The 15561-nt window shown below is 50.4% G+C and carries 16 protein-coding genes and 2 riboswitches; of the genes, 8 read left to right on the top strand and 8 right to left on the bottom strand.

Annotation, left to right across the window (positions count from 1 at the left end; translation table 11 throughout):
• Positions 1-5: 5 nt before the first annotated feature.
• The gene (locus tag ACYUJT_RS05935) at positions 6-602 is read right to left on the bottom strand and encodes a nitroreductase family protein (RefSeq protein ID WP_460319482.1); all 597 of its coding nucleotides are present in this window, start codon (positions 600-602) and stop codon (positions 6-8) included.
• Between the two features lie 209 nt (positions 603-811).
• Between ACYUJT_RS05935 and ACYUJT_RS05930 the strand changes: the two genes are divergently transcribed.
• Together ACYUJT_RS05930 and ACYUJT_RS05925 are read left to right on the top strand one after the other, a co-directional pair.
• Positions 812-1966 carry a DUF4062 domain-containing protein gene (locus ACYUJT_RS05930; protein ID WP_460319480.1) on the top strand — a complete coding sequence of 385 codons (1155 nt, stop codon included), beginning with the start codon at positions 812-814 and terminating at the stop codon, positions 1964-1966.
• A complete protein-coding gene (locus ACYUJT_RS05925; protein WP_460319479.1) occupies positions 1963-2154 on the top strand; it encodes a hypothetical protein in 192 nt (63 codons plus the stop codon). Before ACYUJT_RS05930 ends, ACYUJT_RS05925 begins: the two co-directional genes overlap by 4 nt.
• 71 nt (positions 2155-2225) lie before the next feature.
• On the opposite strand, the gene ACYUJT_RS05920 is transcribed toward ACYUJT_RS05925, so the two are convergent.
• Positions 2226-2540, bottom strand: a complete 315-nt coding sequence (locus ACYUJT_RS05920; protein WP_460319477.1) for a DMT family transporter — start codon at positions 2538-2540, stop codon at positions 2226-2228.
• A 1-nt stretch (position 2541) separates the two neighbouring features.
• Positions 2542-2892, bottom strand: coding sequence for a DMT family transporter (locus tag ACYUJT_RS05915; protein ID WP_460319476.1), 351 nt, complete (start codon positions 2890-2892; stop codon positions 2542-2544).
• Between the two features lie 75 nt (positions 2893-2967).
• Positions 2968-3073: riboswitch (guanidine-I (ykkC/yxkD leader) on the bottom strand.
• 167 nt (positions 3074-3240) lie between these two features.
• Between ACYUJT_RS05915 and namA the strand changes: the two genes are divergently transcribed.
• Genes namA through ACYUJT_RS05900 form a run of 3 tightly spaced genes read left to right on the top strand, consistent with a single transcriptional unit; the run spans position 3241 to position 5842 of the window.
• Complete coding sequence (namA, locus tag ACYUJT_RS05910; RefSeq protein ID WP_460319474.1) at positions 3241-4254, top strand: NADPH dehydrogenase NamA; 1014 nt, start codon at positions 3241-3243, stop codon at positions 4252-4254.
• 29 nt (positions 4255-4283) lie between these two features.
• Positions 4284-4985: a futalosine hydrolase gene (locus ACYUJT_RS05905; RefSeq protein WP_460319473.1), complete on the top strand. Its 702-nt coding sequence runs from the start codon at positions 4284-4286 to the stop codon at positions 4983-4985.
• Positions 4982-5842, top strand: coding sequence for a 1,4-dihydroxy-6-naphthoate synthase (locus ACYUJT_RS05900; RefSeq protein WP_460319472.1), 861 nt, complete (start codon positions 4982-4984; stop codon positions 5840-5842). Before ACYUJT_RS05905 ends, ACYUJT_RS05900 begins: the two co-directional genes overlap by 4 nt.
• 68 nt (positions 5843-5910) lie before the next feature.
• On the opposite strand, the gene ACYUJT_RS05895 is transcribed toward ACYUJT_RS05900, so the two are convergent.
• From ACYUJT_RS05895 to ACYUJT_RS05885, 3 genes are all read right to left on the bottom strand, one after another.
• Positions 5911-6792 (bottom strand): radical SAM/SPASM domain-containing protein, encoded by an 882-nt coding sequence (locus ACYUJT_RS05895; RefSeq protein WP_460319471.1) that lies wholly within the window; start codon positions 6790-6792, stop codon positions 5911-5913.
• Between the two features lie 36 nt (positions 6793-6828).
• Entirely contained in the window at positions 6829-7323 is a 495-nt protein-coding gene (locus ACYUJT_RS05890) for a PCYCGC motif-containing (lipo)protein (RefSeq protein WP_460319793.1), read from the bottom strand.
• A 140-nt stretch (positions 7324-7463) separates the two neighbouring features.
• A complete protein-coding gene (locus ACYUJT_RS05885; RefSeq protein WP_460319792.1) occupies positions 7464-8753 on the bottom strand; it encodes a voltage-gated chloride channel family protein in 1290 nt (429 codons plus the stop codon).
• A gap of 112 nt (positions 8754-8865) precedes the next feature.
• Positions 8866-8926, bottom strand: a riboswitch (Fluoride riboswitch).
• Between the two features lie 156 nt (positions 8927-9082).
• Here ACYUJT_RS05885 and ACYUJT_RS05880 point away from each other — a divergent pair.
• Entirely contained in the window at positions 9083-10195 is a 1113-nt protein-coding gene (locus ACYUJT_RS05880; protein ID WP_460319469.1) for a hypothetical protein, read from the top strand.
• Positions 10196-10260: 65 nt separating this feature from the next.
• On the opposite strand, the gene rpoD is transcribed toward ACYUJT_RS05880, so the two are convergent.
• Positions 10261-11157, bottom strand: a complete 897-nt coding sequence (rpoD, locus tag ACYUJT_RS05875; RefSeq protein ID WP_213588476.1) for an RNA polymerase sigma factor RpoD — start codon at positions 11155-11157, stop codon at positions 10261-10263.
• Positions 11158-11392: 235 nt separating this feature from the next.
• Positions 11393-11548 (bottom strand): hypothetical protein, encoded by a 156-nt coding sequence (locus ACYUJT_RS05870; RefSeq protein ID WP_460319468.1) that lies wholly within the window; start codon positions 11546-11548, stop codon positions 11393-11395.
• 520 nt (positions 11549-12068) lie between these two features.
• Between ACYUJT_RS05870 and ACYUJT_RS05865 the strand changes: the two genes are divergently transcribed.
• Positions 12069-12980, top strand: coding sequence for a hypothetical protein (locus tag ACYUJT_RS05865; RefSeq protein WP_460319466.1), 912 nt, complete (start codon positions 12069-12071; stop codon positions 12978-12980).
• Between the two features lie 220 nt (positions 12981-13200).
• Complete coding sequence (locus ACYUJT_RS05860) at positions 13201-15501, top strand: Ig-like domain-containing protein (RefSeq protein WP_460319465.1); 2301 nt, start codon at positions 13201-13203, stop codon at positions 15499-15501.
• Positions 15502-15561: the final 60 nt, after the last annotated feature.

Raw genomic sequence — 15561 nt, 5'->3', positions numbered from 1 at the left:
CGCGATTATTTAAATACTTTCAGACGACTTTCGATCGGATTGAATTGCTTCTCTCCCGGCTCGGCTACCGGCTTGCCGAACGGCATTTGCCCGATCAGCTTCCAGGAAGCCGGAATATTCCACTCTTGCTGAACTTTCTCGTCGATCAGCGGATTGTAGTGCTGCAGCGAAGCGCCAACTCCTTCGTTAGCTAGTGCAGTCCATACTACGAATTGCAGCATGCCCGAGGATTGCTCGGACCATACAGGGAAATTGTCTTTGTACAGCGCGAATTGCTCTTGAAGCCCTTGAATGACTTCTTGATCCTCAAAGAACAGTACCGTGCCACGGCCGCTGCGGAATGCAGCCATCTTCTCTTCGGTCGGTCCGAAGCTATCTGCCGGTACGATCGCTCTCAACGTTTCTTTCGTAATATCCCACAGCTTGTCGTGCTGTTCATTGAATAGAACAACTACGCGCGCGCTTTGCGAGTTGAAGGATGACGGCGTGTGGAGTACAGCATCGGCTACGATTTCCTCTACGCGTTGATCAGAAATAACCTCTTCCTTGCTAATAGCGTACACACTGCGTCTTACTTGGATTGCGTCCAGAAATTGACTCATGTTATAATGCTCCTTATCTTTTGAATATTAACTTACTTTTAACTAGTAACTCTGTTTTACATATTACATGATGAAAATAATAAATGCAATAGGAACAAATACTTAACCAATTTCTCCTAATTCGACGCTATTCATTCCTGTTCATCTCGTTTATAATGGGAATAAAACCCAAACAATACCCAAACAATACAAAGGGGGTGATCCCTGGCGTGGCGAGAACTAAAGTGTTCATCAGCTCTGTAAACGAAGACGGCCTGAAACCGCTTCGCCGAGCTGCTTTCCGCGAGCTGTCTTCCCTCGGGCACGATCCCCAGATGTGGGAGGAAAATTTGGGGCCATGGCCAGCCCATATCGATCCGATCAAGAAATGTCTTGATGCAGTTGAGGCGAGCGATATTTATTTGCTGTTCCTAGGGAGCAAATCAGGAACTTACAATGCTCCTTCCGGAATTACGGTGACGCATATGGAATTTATCAAGGCACATGAGCTGGGCAAGCTTATTCTCGTATTTGCGGATATGGAGATCAAATCCGTTTTTTTCACCGTGATCAAACCGCTGATCGATCAGTTCATCGATCAATATATCAAAGACAAAGAACAGTTCCCTTCCCCTTTACATATTATGGATTCCCTGAAGGCTAATCATACTATTCCTCCAAACGTTGATCCCTATGTATGGTATTTCCTGTACGACATGACTCTCCGCAAAATATACATCGACGATTTGTCGCTAGGCGTACCGATCGACTGGAAGGCTTATTTTAGCGATCTACTCCGCCGCGGCTCGCTGCTCCTCCCTCTCGAACAATCCATTGAGCAGACTAGCTCCAGGCTCGAGCAGTTTGATGAAGCGGTTGATTTGCTGTACCAACTCATCCCGCAGCTGGAAATCACGGGCTTGCAGCAGGCCGAGGAGTTTCTGGAAATCATCAAGTCGCGGATAAGCGGCGGCCGGATCGAGCACAGCTACGGCTCCTATGTCGCAGAGACTGTTGGTTTCTATGGCGAGTGCTGTGCGGCAACCTTATACCGGCAAGTAAATGATCGTCTCCAATTAGCAGCCAAAGTAGGCAGCGCGGCTGGAGCAGCTTTTTACAGTCTCAATGATAATAGTTCATATAATGTGCTTACATATCATATGGGTGATCACGAGGAGCAGGTATTCTTTAAAGCGTCGAAAAACATGTTTTACTATTGCATGCGAACGGGTAATTTAGTATTGACCCTCCATTTTCCGGCCGATCCGGATTGGGATTATAAGAAATTCATCCACTACAAAGAAGCCGCAAACGATGCTATAATTAGTAAAAATCCTTTGATGATCGAGTTTGTCAAGCTGATTCTAGGAGGGATGCAGTCATGAGCACCGGAGTATTCGTCTCGAAGAACGGGAAAGTTACCGAAGCCGTAGGCACACAGCCCAAGGAAGCGCTGCTGTTCGCTCCTTTCAAGAAAAGCTCCTCGCAAATATTACGCGAGCAGCGTACCGCGATGAAACGCAACAACAAACGGATCAAAGACCGGTTCAGTGAAGCAACCAAACGGGTCTGACCCGCTTAAGATACAAATAAAGCGACCGAACTCTCCTTCAATGGAGATTCCGGCCGCTTTTTTTAAAAATTTTAAGATATCAGCTTAAGTCCCACCGCTGCGCTCAGCACCATCGCAATAAAGAGAATTCGCCGCCATTCCTTGGACTCCCCGTACAACAGCATCCCCACAAGCGCGCTGCCGACGGTGCCAATTCCCGTCCATACAGCATAGGCCGTGCCCATGGCCAATGATCTCATCGCTATAGACAAGAGCAGAAAACTGGCAATGAATCCGCCGAACAAAAGCGCATAGGCTTGCCAATCCCGGTGCTTATTAATCCGGCTGATTCCCGCTACCCCGATAACTTCGCCTATTCCTGCCAAAATGAGTACCAACCAAGCCATTTTACTGCACCTCCTCTTCATCCTGCTCTTTAGTAACAAGCTTGAGACCCGCCACGCCGCATATTAATAAAACGATCAGCAGCAGCTTGGCCAATCTGAACGGTTCGCCAAAAACAAGCATTTCAAACAGTACCGTTCCCGAAGTCCCGATCCCCGTAAAAACGGCGTATGCCGTTCCCGTAGGAAGCTTCCGCGTAGACAACACCAGCAAATACATACTGGCAAAAATCGCGACAACCGTTGCGCTCCACGTCATGATGTCATGGGAATGCTTCAGCCCAATCACCCAGCCAATTTCGAAAAGCCCGGCTACAAGTACGATCAGCCAGTATTGATTCATCTTTCGATCCATGGAATTCACCCTCTCCTTTGCTCCTCATCTACCTCTCAGGCAGACAAAAGCCCGGAAAGATATCGGCGATTGATATCCTCCCGGGCTTTTGTCCCTCCGTGTCCGCAGGATATTTCCTGCGCGTCCTCTCTTGGACCAGGCCGACTGCCGGAGCTGCCGCGGAACCCTAGAGAACATTTGTGACACTTATATTACAAGATAACGCGTACATGGTCAACTGGAATGTCGTTCCCCGGCGCTTATTTCGGCAAACTTGTCATCGCATCCCGTATAGTCTAACATAGTTTTCAGAAGGAAATTTATACCGTCATCCCTGAAAATAACCCCTAAAGAAAAAGGAGAGTAACCATGACCCGAACTAAATTATTCTCGCCTTACACCATTAAAAATGTTACTTTAAAAAATCGGATCGTCATGTCGCCGATGTGCATGTATTCTTCTTATAACCGCGATGGCAAAGTCACCGATTGGCATCGGGTGCATTATCCGAGCCGGGCTGCCGGACAGGTTGGCTTGATTATGCTTGAGGCTACAGCCGTAACACCCGAGGGCCGGATCTCCTATCAGGATTTAGGCATTTGGAGCGACGAGCATATTGAGGGATTACAGGAAATCGTCCGTCTCATCCATCACCACGAGGCTAAGGCGGCAATTCAACTGGCTCATGCCGGAAGAAAGGCCGAGCTGGAAGAAACGATTATCGCACCTTCCGCTATTCCCTTTGAAGGCATGAAGACACCGAAGGAAGCTTCCAAAGAGGATATTGCCCATATCATTGCATCTTTTAAAGATGGCGCGCGTCGTGCCAGGGAAGCCGGATTCGACATCATCGAAATTCATGGCGCCCACGGCTACCTGATTAGTGAATTCCTCTCCCCGCTCGCCAACAAGCGCAGCGATGAGTACGGCGGCAATGCAGATAATCGTTACCGCCTGCTGCGTGAGATTATCGAAGAGGTGAAGACGGAATGGAACGGCCCGATCTTTGTGCGTATTTCCGCAAATGAGTACCATGAAGAAGGCAACTCGCTAGAGCAATTCATTCAATTCGCTGCATATATGAAGGAACAGGGAGTTGACCTGATCGATTGCAGCTCCGGCGGTATCGTTCCTGCAGCCATTGATGTCTATCCTGGCTATCAGGTCAATTTGGCCGACCGGATTCGGAACGAAGCCGGCATCGCAACCGGAGCAGTCGGCCTTATTTCCAGCGGTCTGCAAGCGGAGGAAATCCTCGGCAATGGCCGGGCTGACCTTATCTTTATCGGCCGAGAGCTGCTGCGCAATCCATATTGGCCCCTAAGCGCGGCCAAAGAGCTGGGCGCTGTAATCGAGCGGCCTAAGCCGTATCATCGCTCATAATATTTTTACTTTAAGGAGTGGCTCACAACATGGATCATTACAATAACTCCAGTATAGGCAATTCCCCTCCTCCTCGCCGCGTGCTCATCATGACCGCGGTTGAGGCGGAGCGGGAAGCGGTGCTGCGCGGCTTAAACGGTGCAGTTGGATTTGAGGTGCGATTGGCAGGTGTCGGCCCAATCGCTGCTGCGGCCAATACGGCGACGACGCTTGCAGCAGCGGGCGGGGCAGAAGCATTTGATCTGGTGATCAGCGCTGGTATCGGCGGCGGATTTATCGGCATAGCGGACATCGCTTCCATCGTCATTGCAACCGACATCATCGCCGCAGATTTGGGGGCCGAATCGCCGGAGGGCTTCCTGAGCCTGGACGAGCTCGGCTTCGGCTCCTCGCGGCTCAAAGCCGATGAACGCTTGTCGAGTCAATGGGCTCAGACCGTTCTGAAAGCCGGAATTCCCGCATGTGCAGCACCAGTTCTGACATTATCCACGGTTACGGGATCGGCAGCCACGGCGTTGGAGCTTAGCCATCGGATTCCTGGAGCCGCCGCGGAAGGAATGGAAGGATACGGCGTAGCCCTAGCGGCATACCAGCTAAATCTGCCCGTGCTGGAAATTAGGGCCATCTCCAACCCGGTCGGCCCGCGCCAGCGCGAGCTGTGGAAAATTAGCGATGCTTTATCAGCCTTGGAACGAGCCTGTTCCTTATTACCGGAGGTACTGGAATTATGAAAATAGCTTTCTCCCCCTGCCCGAACGATACTTTCGTGTTTCATGCCTGGGCGCATAACCTCATTCCCGGAGCGCCGGAGCTGGACATTACCTATGCGGATATCGACATAACCAACGGTCTTGCCGCTAGCGGCAAAGGCCCTGACGTATTGAAAATTTCTTATGCCGCCCTCCCTTGGGTGCTTGATGAATATGCGCTTATTCCCTGCGGAGGCGCGCTCGGCCGTGGCTGCGGCCCGCTGGTGTTGACGGCCGGAGACAATTCCGCCACATCGGAGGCAGATACAGCAGCAGCTGATCCTTCCATGCTGTCTGGACGGCGCATCGCCGTTCCGAGCGAGCGTTCCACAGCCTACCTGCTCTTCCGCTTATGGGCAGCCCAAGCAGTGCCCGGCGGCGTAGGCGAAATCGTCGTCATGCCCTTCGACCAGATCATGCCTGCTGTGCGGGACGGCCAGGTCGATGCCGGGCTCGTCATCCATGAAGCCCGCTTTACTTACCCTGCTTATGGCTTAACCCTAATGCGGGATCTCGGCAGCTGGTGGGAGGAGGATACCGGCCTGCCGATTCCATTAGGGGCCATTATCGCCCGCCGTTCTCTTGATCTTGCGGCCGTTGCGAACTGGACACGTCAATCGGTGCAATATGCGTGGGCTCATCCTGCGGCCTCCAGGGAATATGTCATGAGCCATGCACAAGAAATGTCGCCGGAAGTTACCGACGCGCATATCAACCTGTATGTAAATCGTTATACGGAATCGCTAGGCGAGGACGGATATGCCGCTGTTACTGCGCTGCTTAGCCGTGCGGCTAAAGAAGGGCTCGTGCCAGAGATAGACCCAAGCCTGCTCCGTTAGAAACAAATAAAGAGCCGATCCGCGTTAAGCACTTTTGCCTAACATGGATCGGCTCTTTGTTTTTCGAATTATTTGCCGCCAAACCGCTTCCGGTAGCCGCATTTGCGGCACAGCTCCTCTACGGCGGTTCTGCGCGAGAATCCTTCATAGAGCCGGGTTGCCCGTTCTCCTTCGATAATGTCCGAGAATGGCGTCTTATAGACATTGCCTAAATTAATCACGCCTTCCCCGTCCAAGCAGCATGGGATGACCGTGCCGTCCACGAGAATGCCCGCTTGATTCCGCAGCGCATGGCAGAAGCCGTGGCCGTCGTCCTCCTCCGCCCGCAAGTCCGGCCAGTCAAATTCGTGGTCCTGGTTCAAGTACACCCGGTCGGCTAGCTTAATTCCGCCTCCCGGTACGACTCTCTCCTCGATTTGATAATCGAGCCCAAACTCTTTCTCGATCATTTGCAGCGTAGCCCGATTGCGGCTTCGCTGCAAATTGGTCTCGTTACTCTTATCCAAATTCCACAGCCGGAACGAGACGATCATATCGGAGGTATTGACCGCCTCCCGTACAAAGGACAATATATTCTCGATATATCCCTCGCGATCGGTCGAACCCTCATGACCATCAAAGCTGTGCAGCGAGAAGTTCATTTGCCTGAGAGCAGGCTTGTTGATGATTTTGGACCAGGCTTTGCGAATCAAGGTTCCGTTTGTCGTAATATTTACCTTGAGGCCCTTCTCATGGCTCAAATCAAGCAATTGGTCGATCTTCGGATGCAGCAGGGGCTCTCCCTTCACATGCAAATAAATATAGTCCGTGTGCGGTCTTACCTCGTCCAGCACTTTCGCGAAATCCTCGACTTTGATGAACTGGGATTTACGCTCCGTAGGCGGGCAGAAGCTGCAGGCCAAATTGCAGATGCTTGTCGTTTCAATATAGAACTTTTTGAACTTTTTCATCTCGTCTTATTCCTACTTGTCTTATTATATTTGCGTTTATAACGGAAACGGCGTATCCGTTGGCTTAGCGTAACCCTCCCGATACTTCTCGTCGATGAGTGAACGAATGTCCGCGGCTGTTTTGCCGTCCTGCTGCATTTGGATTGATTCTAAGGCAATCTCCAGACATACGTTGCATTTTGTACCATGATCATCCCAGACGATCGAGCCGTCCTCCTTCAACTCATGGATGAAGCAGTCCCGATTACTGCGATGACCCGCCGAGTCCCCGCAGCCGCAGTAGCAAGGCATTCCGTCCAGCAGTTCGGGATACTCGCTGACAGCTTTGTATACAAGAGTTACATATTCATGCTGGCCCTCCAAAAAAGAAGGCAGCATATCCCGGCTTGCCGTCAGTTCCTGCACGTCTCCGCTAGCCGTAATATGTACCTCGTCATGCTGCATATGATTCGCGTCATTTCCGCTGGCCTGACCCTTACTCCCGCCGGTGCAGGCAGTTAAAGAAAGTAATAGAAGAGTAGACGCCAGCATCGTGGCAAACGCTTGTCTCACCGTTCCAAATCCCCCATTCATCTTACGAGAAATATGATCATAATCACAAAATCACTAGCTCTATTCTATCTCAAAACAGGATGAAACGCCTAATGAAATATGCCTCGCCCTTAATCTCCTTACCGCTTCGTTCTTCTATTTCCTAAGCTTGTATCAGGCGGAATGCTCAGCAGCGTACTCTTGGAGGCGCCGATTTGCTGGGAGCTGTAAATGCCGCTATGGCCGGAGAATACATAACTGACCAAGCAGGCAATAAACATGTACAGCGCCCCTTCGGAACCGAACAACTCGATACCCATGATGAAGCAGGCCACCGGCGTATTGGCAGCTCCGCAGAACACCGCGATGAAACCAAGAGCCGCGAGAAACGGACCATGGAGATGAAGCCACCCAGACAAGCTATGCCCCAGGCTGGCCCCGATCGCGAAAAGCGGCGTCACCTCTCCTCCCTGAAATCCCGAGCCCAGCGTCACCGAGGTGAACAACAGCTTGCCTAGAAAAGCAAACGGCGAAACTCCCTCGCCAAAGGAATCGGCGATTAACGGCAGGCCAAGCCCCAAATAATCCCGGGTTCCCGCCGTATAGACCATAACGATGATGAGACCGCCTCCGAGCGCAGTCTTCAGTACAGGATTAGGGACTACCCGGCTGAAGGCTCCTTTTAAATAGTGGGTCAATTTACTGAATACTAGGCTTGTCAACCCAAACAGGATGGATGCGGCAACGACCTTCAGCAGCACCATACCGGATAAAGCCGGAATTTCCCCGATTTGATACGTATGGTGCTGAACACCCCACAGATAAACAGTGGTCAAATGCCCGACAAAACTCGCGGCAAAACAGGGTACGAGCGCCCGATAACTGATCAAACCAAGTACAGCCACCTCTAGTCCGAACATAGTCCCCGCCAGCGGCGTACCGAATACGGAGCCAAATCCCCCGCTGACTCCACACATCAGCAGGATGCGGCGATCCAGCGGATCCAGCTTGACGAGCCGGCTTAACGAATCGGCCAGGCTTCCCCCCATTTGCACGGCAGTTCCTTCCCGGCCGGCTGAACCGCCAAGCAAATGGGTTACCAAGGTTCCGAACAGGATGAGCGGCGCCATTCGAAGGGGGATGCGTTCATTCCCGTTTTGGATTTGCTCCAGAATGAGATTATTGCCCTTAGCGCTGCTTTTCCCCCATTTCATATACGCATAGCTTACTAGCGCACCCCCAAGCGGCAGCAACCATAATAGCCAAGGATGCATATACCGCCAATCCGTAACAGCATCGAGACTGTTCAGAAAAAAGGCGGAAGCCGTACCGGCAAGCAGTCCGACAGCACTCCCAAGCAGAATCCATTTCACGAATGAACCGGGAAAAGCAGCAATTTTTTTAATTTCCCCGACTAGATAGTTACCCATTGTTCGATCATTATGGCGAGGCGATGATTGTTGATCCGGCATGAACTCAAATCCTCCTGGCAGGTTGAACTGGTAATGAACAAAAACTCCTACCAGCGCGCAGGCAAAATACGCACTGATAGGAGTCATTAGCCTCATTGGCAGTTATGGCGAACTCCATCGCCTTCGCTTTTTGGTTGGACTCATTGTATATCAATTTACTGCCAGACGTCAATCGTCCCCGGTCAAAGCTGGATCAGTATCCACCGCCCAAACCAAACCAAGCCAAGCAAACCAAACCCTTCTTCCCGGCATAAGATGAATGAAACCAGACAGAAAAGGTGATTTCATTGGCAAGTTTCCACAAAGTGTATCAAATCAAGCAGCGGTTGACCACGAAAATGCTGAAACGGCGTGGTGTTCACGGCATAGGCGTAGGCTTATGCAACCCGCGCCGCCCGGGAAAAGGCGCAGCAATTATTCTATATGCCAGCGCTCTGGCGGCAACCGCAAAATCTAGCCAAAAAGCTTCGTCCAAACGAAAACCTTTAAATCCTGCCCAGTTGCAGAACAAATTAGGCGTGCCTGTCCGCATCGTACGTTCGACAGGCTTTCATAAACACGGCGGATCGGAAAGCTTCCGGTTCAGAAGAAGAATCCGCCCGGTAGTCGCGGGTTACAGCATCGGAACCCCTGTGGTTTCCGGTACAGCTGGATTAATTATAACCGGAGTACGGGGCGGCAAAAACCGCTACGTCCTCAGCAATAATCATGTGCTCGTGAACGAGAACACCAGGCGCTGCTCCAAGACGCTCCAGCCGGGAGGTGCCGACGGAGGAACGGTAAGGGCGGATCGCATCGGAGAACTGCATCGTTTCGTAAGACTTAGTAAGAAAAAGAACAATTACTTGGATGCAGCGATGGCCAAACCTTTTCGCCCTTCATTGCTCAGCCCCCGTTACGCTGTGTTCGGAACCGTCCCCGGCCATCTGCGCTCTTATCGTGCGGGAGACCGATTCAAGAAGGTTGGCCGCACGACGGGAATAAGCACTGGCCGCGTAGAATCGATCCATACTGATATACTTGTCAGCTACGGTTCATATGGCAACCTAGGGACGATAACCTTCAAGAACCAGAGCGTCATTCGCGGCAAACGACCCGTCTCTTTAGGCGGAGACTCCGGCTCGGTATGGCTTACCGGCCGCGGAAATTTGGCGGCCGCGGTCAATTATGCCGGCTCTGCCGATGGCCTCCTGTCGATCTCATATCCGATTGAATGGTTCATGCAGGTATTCCGTACGAAGGTAGCCCCCTTCCGTTCTCAGCGGAAGCATCATACCCTGAACCGTCCAGACCGGAGTCGGCCGCGAAACTATGCCTGTACGCAGCCTTTGCCGCCCAAGCTGCTGCGTGTAATCAAACCTATTTCCGCCGAACGCTGTCCCAAAACACGCCACCGTTAAAATAAAAGGGAGCTTTCGCTCGAGTTAAACTTAAGCGAAAGCTCCCTTTATCCGGCTATAAGCTATTATTCCATAAAATCTTTCAAGCGTTTGCTGCGGCTTGGATGTCTCAGCTTGCGAAGCGCTTTGGCCTCGATTTGTCTGATCCGCTCCCGGGTCACACCAAACTCCTTGCCAACCTCTTCAAGCGTACGCGTCCGTCCATCATCCATCCCGAAACGCAGACGAAGCACATTCTCCTCACGTTCAGTCAGCGTATCCAGCACTTCCTCCAACTGCTCCTTCAGCAATTCGTACGCTGCAGCATCCGCTGGTGCAAGCGCATCCTGGTCCTCAATAAAATCACCCAAATTGGAATCATTTTCTTCCCCAATTGGGGTCTCTAATGAAACCGGCTCCTGGGCAATCTTCATGATTTCCCGAACCTTCTCCGGCGTAAGATCCATCTCCTTAGCGATTTCCTCCGGAGTCGGCTCACGGCCGATCTCTTGAAGAAGCTGCCGGGACACGCGAATCAGCTTATTGATGGTCTCTACCATATGAACCGGTATTCGAATCGTTCTGGCCTGATCGGCGATAGCTCTCGTAATGGCCTGGCGAATCCACCATGTAGCATAGGTACTGAATTTGAAACCCTTCTTGAAATCGAATTTCTCGACGGCTTTAATAAGCCCCATATTCCCTTCCTGAATCAGATCGAGGAACACCATTCCCCTACCGACATATCGGCGGGCAATACTAACGACGAGACGCAGATTGGCTTCCGCCAGTCTGCGTTTGGCTTCTTCGTCACCTTGCTCTATTCGCTTCGCCAGTTCGATTTCTTCCTCTGCCGATAAGAGTGGCACTCTGCCGATCTCCTTCAAATACATGCGGACAGGATCATCAATCTTTATACCTGGCGGCAACGTCAGGTCATCCGTATATTCTGATTCAGTATGAAGCTTCAAATCCTCTGTCACGATTCAGACCCCCACCTATGAATTGAAATACAACTTATCTTGATCTATATTTCGTTTGACAATTGCCAGCTTTTATGCTACTATAAAAGCGATCCTAAAATGATTACTGCTATTTGACTACCCGTCATTTTAACATATAAATAATAATTAATCAACGAATAGTTTTGATTAATTTATGCAAATAACGCTGATCCCATACGGGTCGGCGTTTTTTAATGGATAACGATTTTTAGGATCAATGAATCAACCCGAATTCTCGGGCCTGCTCCTCCGTTAAAATGAACTGTTCCTTATCCCACACCTCATCATTCTCGCTCAAACCAAATGCGCTCATCACTTTCGGCCAGATCCCTTTTTCCATCGCCTCGCTCTGCGTGATAATAATCTTCATGCCAGGATCGCTCCTTTTTCCAAGGTCTTTTATACCTAATTAATTAAAATTTTAATAGTATTTTAGCCAATATATCGAATTTGAAACGTGGAGTTGACTGACCGAATCGAGTCCTAAGGATTATTTACAATTTGTAATCGCTTACAACATGCTTGCAAAGGTCTGCGGGAACATGCTCATTTTAGGCGTTCAGCCTCTTTACCGTGCACAGGATATATGCATGCCATCCTATTTTTTTCGACAAATAACCTCACGCAAATCTGAATATATACCCAAAATTTATGTCGATTAAACAATTATTTTGAAAAATAATGCTAAAGACCTACGACAAAATACGACAAAAATATCAATTTATATGATATAGTGCAATTATAACCAATTCTTTCATGTATTTTTCATACGGTAAAGAAAAAATAGGAGGTAGGGCCTGGAAGTAACAGCATATCATGAAATCCTTTCATCTTCCCGCCACCATAGTCCTATTTTTGTGAATATTTTATTATTAAAGGAGCTGGACAACATGACTTTACATTTAAATCCTTTTCTCCGGCGTCTCTTCTTCCTGTTAATCGCAAGCTTGATCATATTCGGCACTATAAGTACCCCCACATCAACCAAAGCCGCTGCAACCGGCAAGCTTCCCAAAGCAACATGGCTGTGGAATACTAAACTGATCGAAACGCAGACCGAAGAGCTACTGGCATTCTCCGCTTCGGAAGGCATCCACATGATTTATTTACAAATCAGCACGCGCGTAGACATCCCTTATTACAAGAACTTCATCTACAAAGCGAATGCGCTCGGTATCCAGGTTCACGCTTTGAACGGAGCCCCAAACTGGGCGCTAGAATCAAACCGCTCTCAGTTGACAAGCTTTATGAACTGGATACGCAGTTACCAAGCGATGGCCGCTGAAGAGGAACAATTCACAGGCGTACATGTAGATATTGAACCTTATCTTTTACCTGAGTGGAAGAACGACATGAATACCGTCATTGGGCAATGGCAGTCCAATGTACAGTATATCGTTCAAGAGGCTAAGAAGATGAAGCTGCCAATCGCTGCTGACCTGCCTTTCTGGTTAGATAAATATGCAGCAAGCGACTCGGAAATGTCACTAAGCTCCTGGATGATCTCCCAATACGACTCCGTGACCCTGATGTCTTACCGCGATAGCGCCACAGCCGTCATCAACCTAGCTAAAGAGGAGCTTCAAGAGGCGGCAAAGTTGAACAAGCGTATTTATACTGGCGTAGAGACTAAATATTCCGCTGAAGGGAATCATGTATCCTTCTATGAGGATGGATACGACTATATGAACACGCAGCTGCTTTATTTGGATCAGCTTGGCAGAACCTACAGTTCATATGCGGGCATCGCCGTTCATGACCTCGTGGGAATGATGGAATTGGCCGGGCGAAGCAAGCCTTAGTCCCTATTATTTCTAAAACCCGTCTTACCCTGAAGCTCTCTCCATTTTCAGAATGATCGATAGTCATTCAAAAATGGAAAGAGCTTTTTTGATATTCTGTACTGTAATATGGTCGATTTAAGGCCGTTGCCCTTCTAAATTTTTAGCCGCTACAATGGATGCTGTAAACGTTTACAACTATAGCAGCGGTGTTGATCCCGCGGAAAGAGAGGGATTCACGATGTCATGTCAGGTTACAGACAGGAAATCACGCGTTCTCCCTTCGCTATCCAAATGGCTGGTCATGATGCTCATCGTCGGTATTATGCCGTTGTTCCCCGTTTCTCAGCCCCCCGCGGCCTGGGCCGATTCGCAAATCACGATCGACTCCCACAGCGATGGGGCGCAGGTAGCAGCAGGCCAAGTTATTATTGCCGGGCATTTTACGGACATCTACGAAATCAAGCTGATTGTGAATGGGCGCGAGCAGCTCGATACACACATGAACAACTTGAGCGGAACAGAGACGGGCACATGGTACGCCGAGTTGGACACCAGCCGGTACCATGGAGAGATCAGCCTCGTTGCGCGAGGACTTAGCAGTGAGACCAGATACGGAGTAACAACCCCGGTCAAACGGATCGAGGTCGATAATCCAGACTCCTCCCCTCCCCTTGTGCACATTGATCAGCCGCTGGACGGCTCCCTCGTCGAAGGACAAATCTCCGTTGCAATATCCGTCTATGCCTTAAATCCGGTTCAAACCGTTGAAGTCAGAATTAACAGCGGACCATGGAATGCCGCCAGCGGCTCCGGCCAGAACTACGAATATATATGGGATGCCGATTCAGCTCCTAACCGCACCTCAAGCATCGAGGCTCGGGCAATCGACCAATTCGGCAATATCGGCCGCAGCTTGACCGTATACGTGAAGAATGGCGAAGTAGTTCCAGAAGAGATCGTTTTGGATCGGCAGGATCGAGCCATATGGATTTGGGAAAAAGCCGCCTATAATTTATTCCTCAACCCAGGCTCGCGCACTGCCCTTAAGGCTTTCTCAGACGATACTGCCACCTTCGGCTCCGACCCGGTAACAACCTTCTATCTTGGTGTATTCCCTTATGAAGGCGTCGACATCCTGGAGGATGAGACCCACAAAGTACGCGATTTCTTAGCCTGGGCTCACGATAACGGCTTTAAAGTCCATGCCTGTATCGCCGGAGGAACGGTTCCGCCCTATTTTGGAGCGTTAACCCCGTATCATGAGCTGTCGATACGTGAAATGGAGAAAGTCATCAACTATAATTTATCTTCATCTGCTAACGAGCAGTTTGACGGCGTAAACGTGGATATCGAACCGTATATCCTTCCGGAATTCAAACTGCAAAAGCCTTCGGTACAGCTACAGTATCTCAATATCATGGAGCAGTTGATAGCCCGTAGAGATACCGCAGGCATCGCATTGCCTTTTGGTCCGGCCATCCCCAGATGGTTCGACAGCAACGAACCAGCCAAAGATATTACGTGGAACGGGCATACCAAATGGCTGTCCGAGCATATTCAGGATATGAGCGATTATATTACGATTATGGACTACCGCGATACAGCCGACGGCAGCGCCGGAATCATTGCGCATGCGCAAGGGGAAATCGACTATGCCAATTTGATCGGAAAGCCGGACTCGGTCATTATTGGCGTCGAAACGCTGGATATTGCCAACAGCGGAGACCCGGAAACCATTACTTTCCGCGAGGAAGGCCGAACTTATATGGAAAGTGAGCTGGATAAGGTCTATGCCTGGTTCAGCGGGAATCCCGCCTTCGGGGGCATCGCCATGCATCATTATGATTCGATTCGCTGGCTGCCTTCGGCCTGGGGGCCAGGTGGAGTGAAGTGGACGGTAACGCCTGAAGATGTGAGTCCGCCGACTGCCGTGAGCGTGCAGCCATCCGCCGAAGCCTTCGACTATCAGAGCATAACCCTCCGTTACGGCAGGGCTTTCGACAATTCGGACATCGAGGAATACGTCATTTACCGCAGCACCGAGCCCGACTTCGAACCTGGCTCTACAAACATCGCCGGCCAGTCCCGCAACCTGACCTATAAGGACCGCGGCCTACTGCCTGATACCACATATTATTACAAGGTTGCGGCCAAAGACATTAGCGGCAATATCGGCCCCGCATCAGAAATAACTTCGGCCACGACCTTCGGCACAACCCTTCGCCCGATGATCATCAGCGGAATGAATATCGTCCGCGAAGGTACTCGCTCGAAGGTGACGCTAAAAGTGGGCGATTACGAAACAGGTGAACAAATCATCGCCAGGGTATACGGTCGCTTCACCTTTAATGGAGGCAAGTACATCGAACTAGCCCCCGATGCAAGCGGTATCCTGTTTGCCCATTCGGAAGCATTGCCTGACGCCGCTGGAGAAGTCGGCTTCTGGCCGCAGCGCGTGCTATCGGGAGACTACTACTGGGCAAGCGCATACGATAATCCGCGAACCCAGACAGTGATCGCAAGCTGGCCTAATCCGTAAACGGATAAACGGATCATAAACACCAACAAGCTCCCTCAACCGTTGGTCAAGGGAGCTTGC

The sequence above is a fragment of the Paenibacillus sp. YSY-4.3 genome (genome assembly GCF_054767475.1).
This window is presented reverse-complemented; position numbering and strand designations above follow the sequence as displayed.

What these genes read in the sequence shown, in the direction of transcription:
- namA (WP_460319474.1), top strand. Translation starts at nt 3,241, where the DNA reads ATGACCCGAACTAAATTATTCTCGCCTTACACCATTAAAAATGTTACT.
- ACYUJT_RS05890 (WP_460319793.1), bottom strand. Translation starts at nt 7,323, where the DNA reads ATGCTGGCGTCTACTCTTCTATTACTTTCTTTAACTGCCTGCACCGGC.
- ACYUJT_RS05900 (WP_460319472.1), top strand. Translation starts at nt 4,982, where the DNA reads ATGAAAATAGCTTTCTCCCCCTGCCCGAACGATACTTTCGTGTTTCAT.
- ACYUJT_RS05860 (WP_460319465.1), top strand. Translation starts at nt 13,201, where the DNA reads ATGTCATGTCAGGTTACAGACAGGAAATCACGCGTTCTCCCTTCGCTA.
- ACYUJT_RS05895 (WP_460319471.1), bottom strand. Translation starts at nt 6,792, where the DNA reads ATGAAAAAGTTCAAAAAGTTCTATATTGAAACGACAAGCATCTGCAAT.
- ACYUJT_RS05935 (WP_460319482.1), bottom strand. Translation starts at nt 602, where the DNA reads ATGAGTCAATTTCTGGACGCAATCCAAGTAAGACGCAGTGTGTACGCT.
- ACYUJT_RS05925 (WP_460319479.1), top strand. Translation starts at nt 1,963, where the DNA reads ATGAGCACCGGAGTATTCGTCTCGAAGAACGGGAAAGTTACCGAAGCC.
- ACYUJT_RS05905 (WP_460319473.1), top strand. Translation starts at nt 4,284, where the DNA reads ATGGATCATTACAATAACTCCAGTATAGGCAATTCCCCTCCTCCTCGC.
- ACYUJT_RS05915 (WP_460319476.1), bottom strand. Translation starts at nt 2,892, where the DNA reads ATGGATCGAAAGATGAATCAATACTGGCTGATCGTACTTGTAGCCGGG.
- ACYUJT_RS05865 (WP_460319466.1), top strand. Translation starts at nt 12,069, where the DNA reads ATGACTTTACATTTAAATCCTTTTCTCCGGCGTCTCTTCTTCCTGTTA.
- ACYUJT_RS05870 (WP_460319468.1), bottom strand. Translation starts at nt 11,548, where the DNA reads ATGAAGATTATTATCACGCAGAGCGAGGCGATGGAAAAAGGGATCTGG.
- ACYUJT_RS05885 (WP_460319792.1), bottom strand. Translation starts at nt 8,753, where the DNA reads ATGGGTAACTATCTAGTCGGGGAAATTAAAAAAATTGCTGCTTTTCCC.
- ACYUJT_RS05920 (WP_460319477.1), bottom strand. Translation starts at nt 2,540, where the DNA reads ATGGCTTGGTTGGTACTCATTTTGGCAGGAATAGGCGAAGTTATCGGG.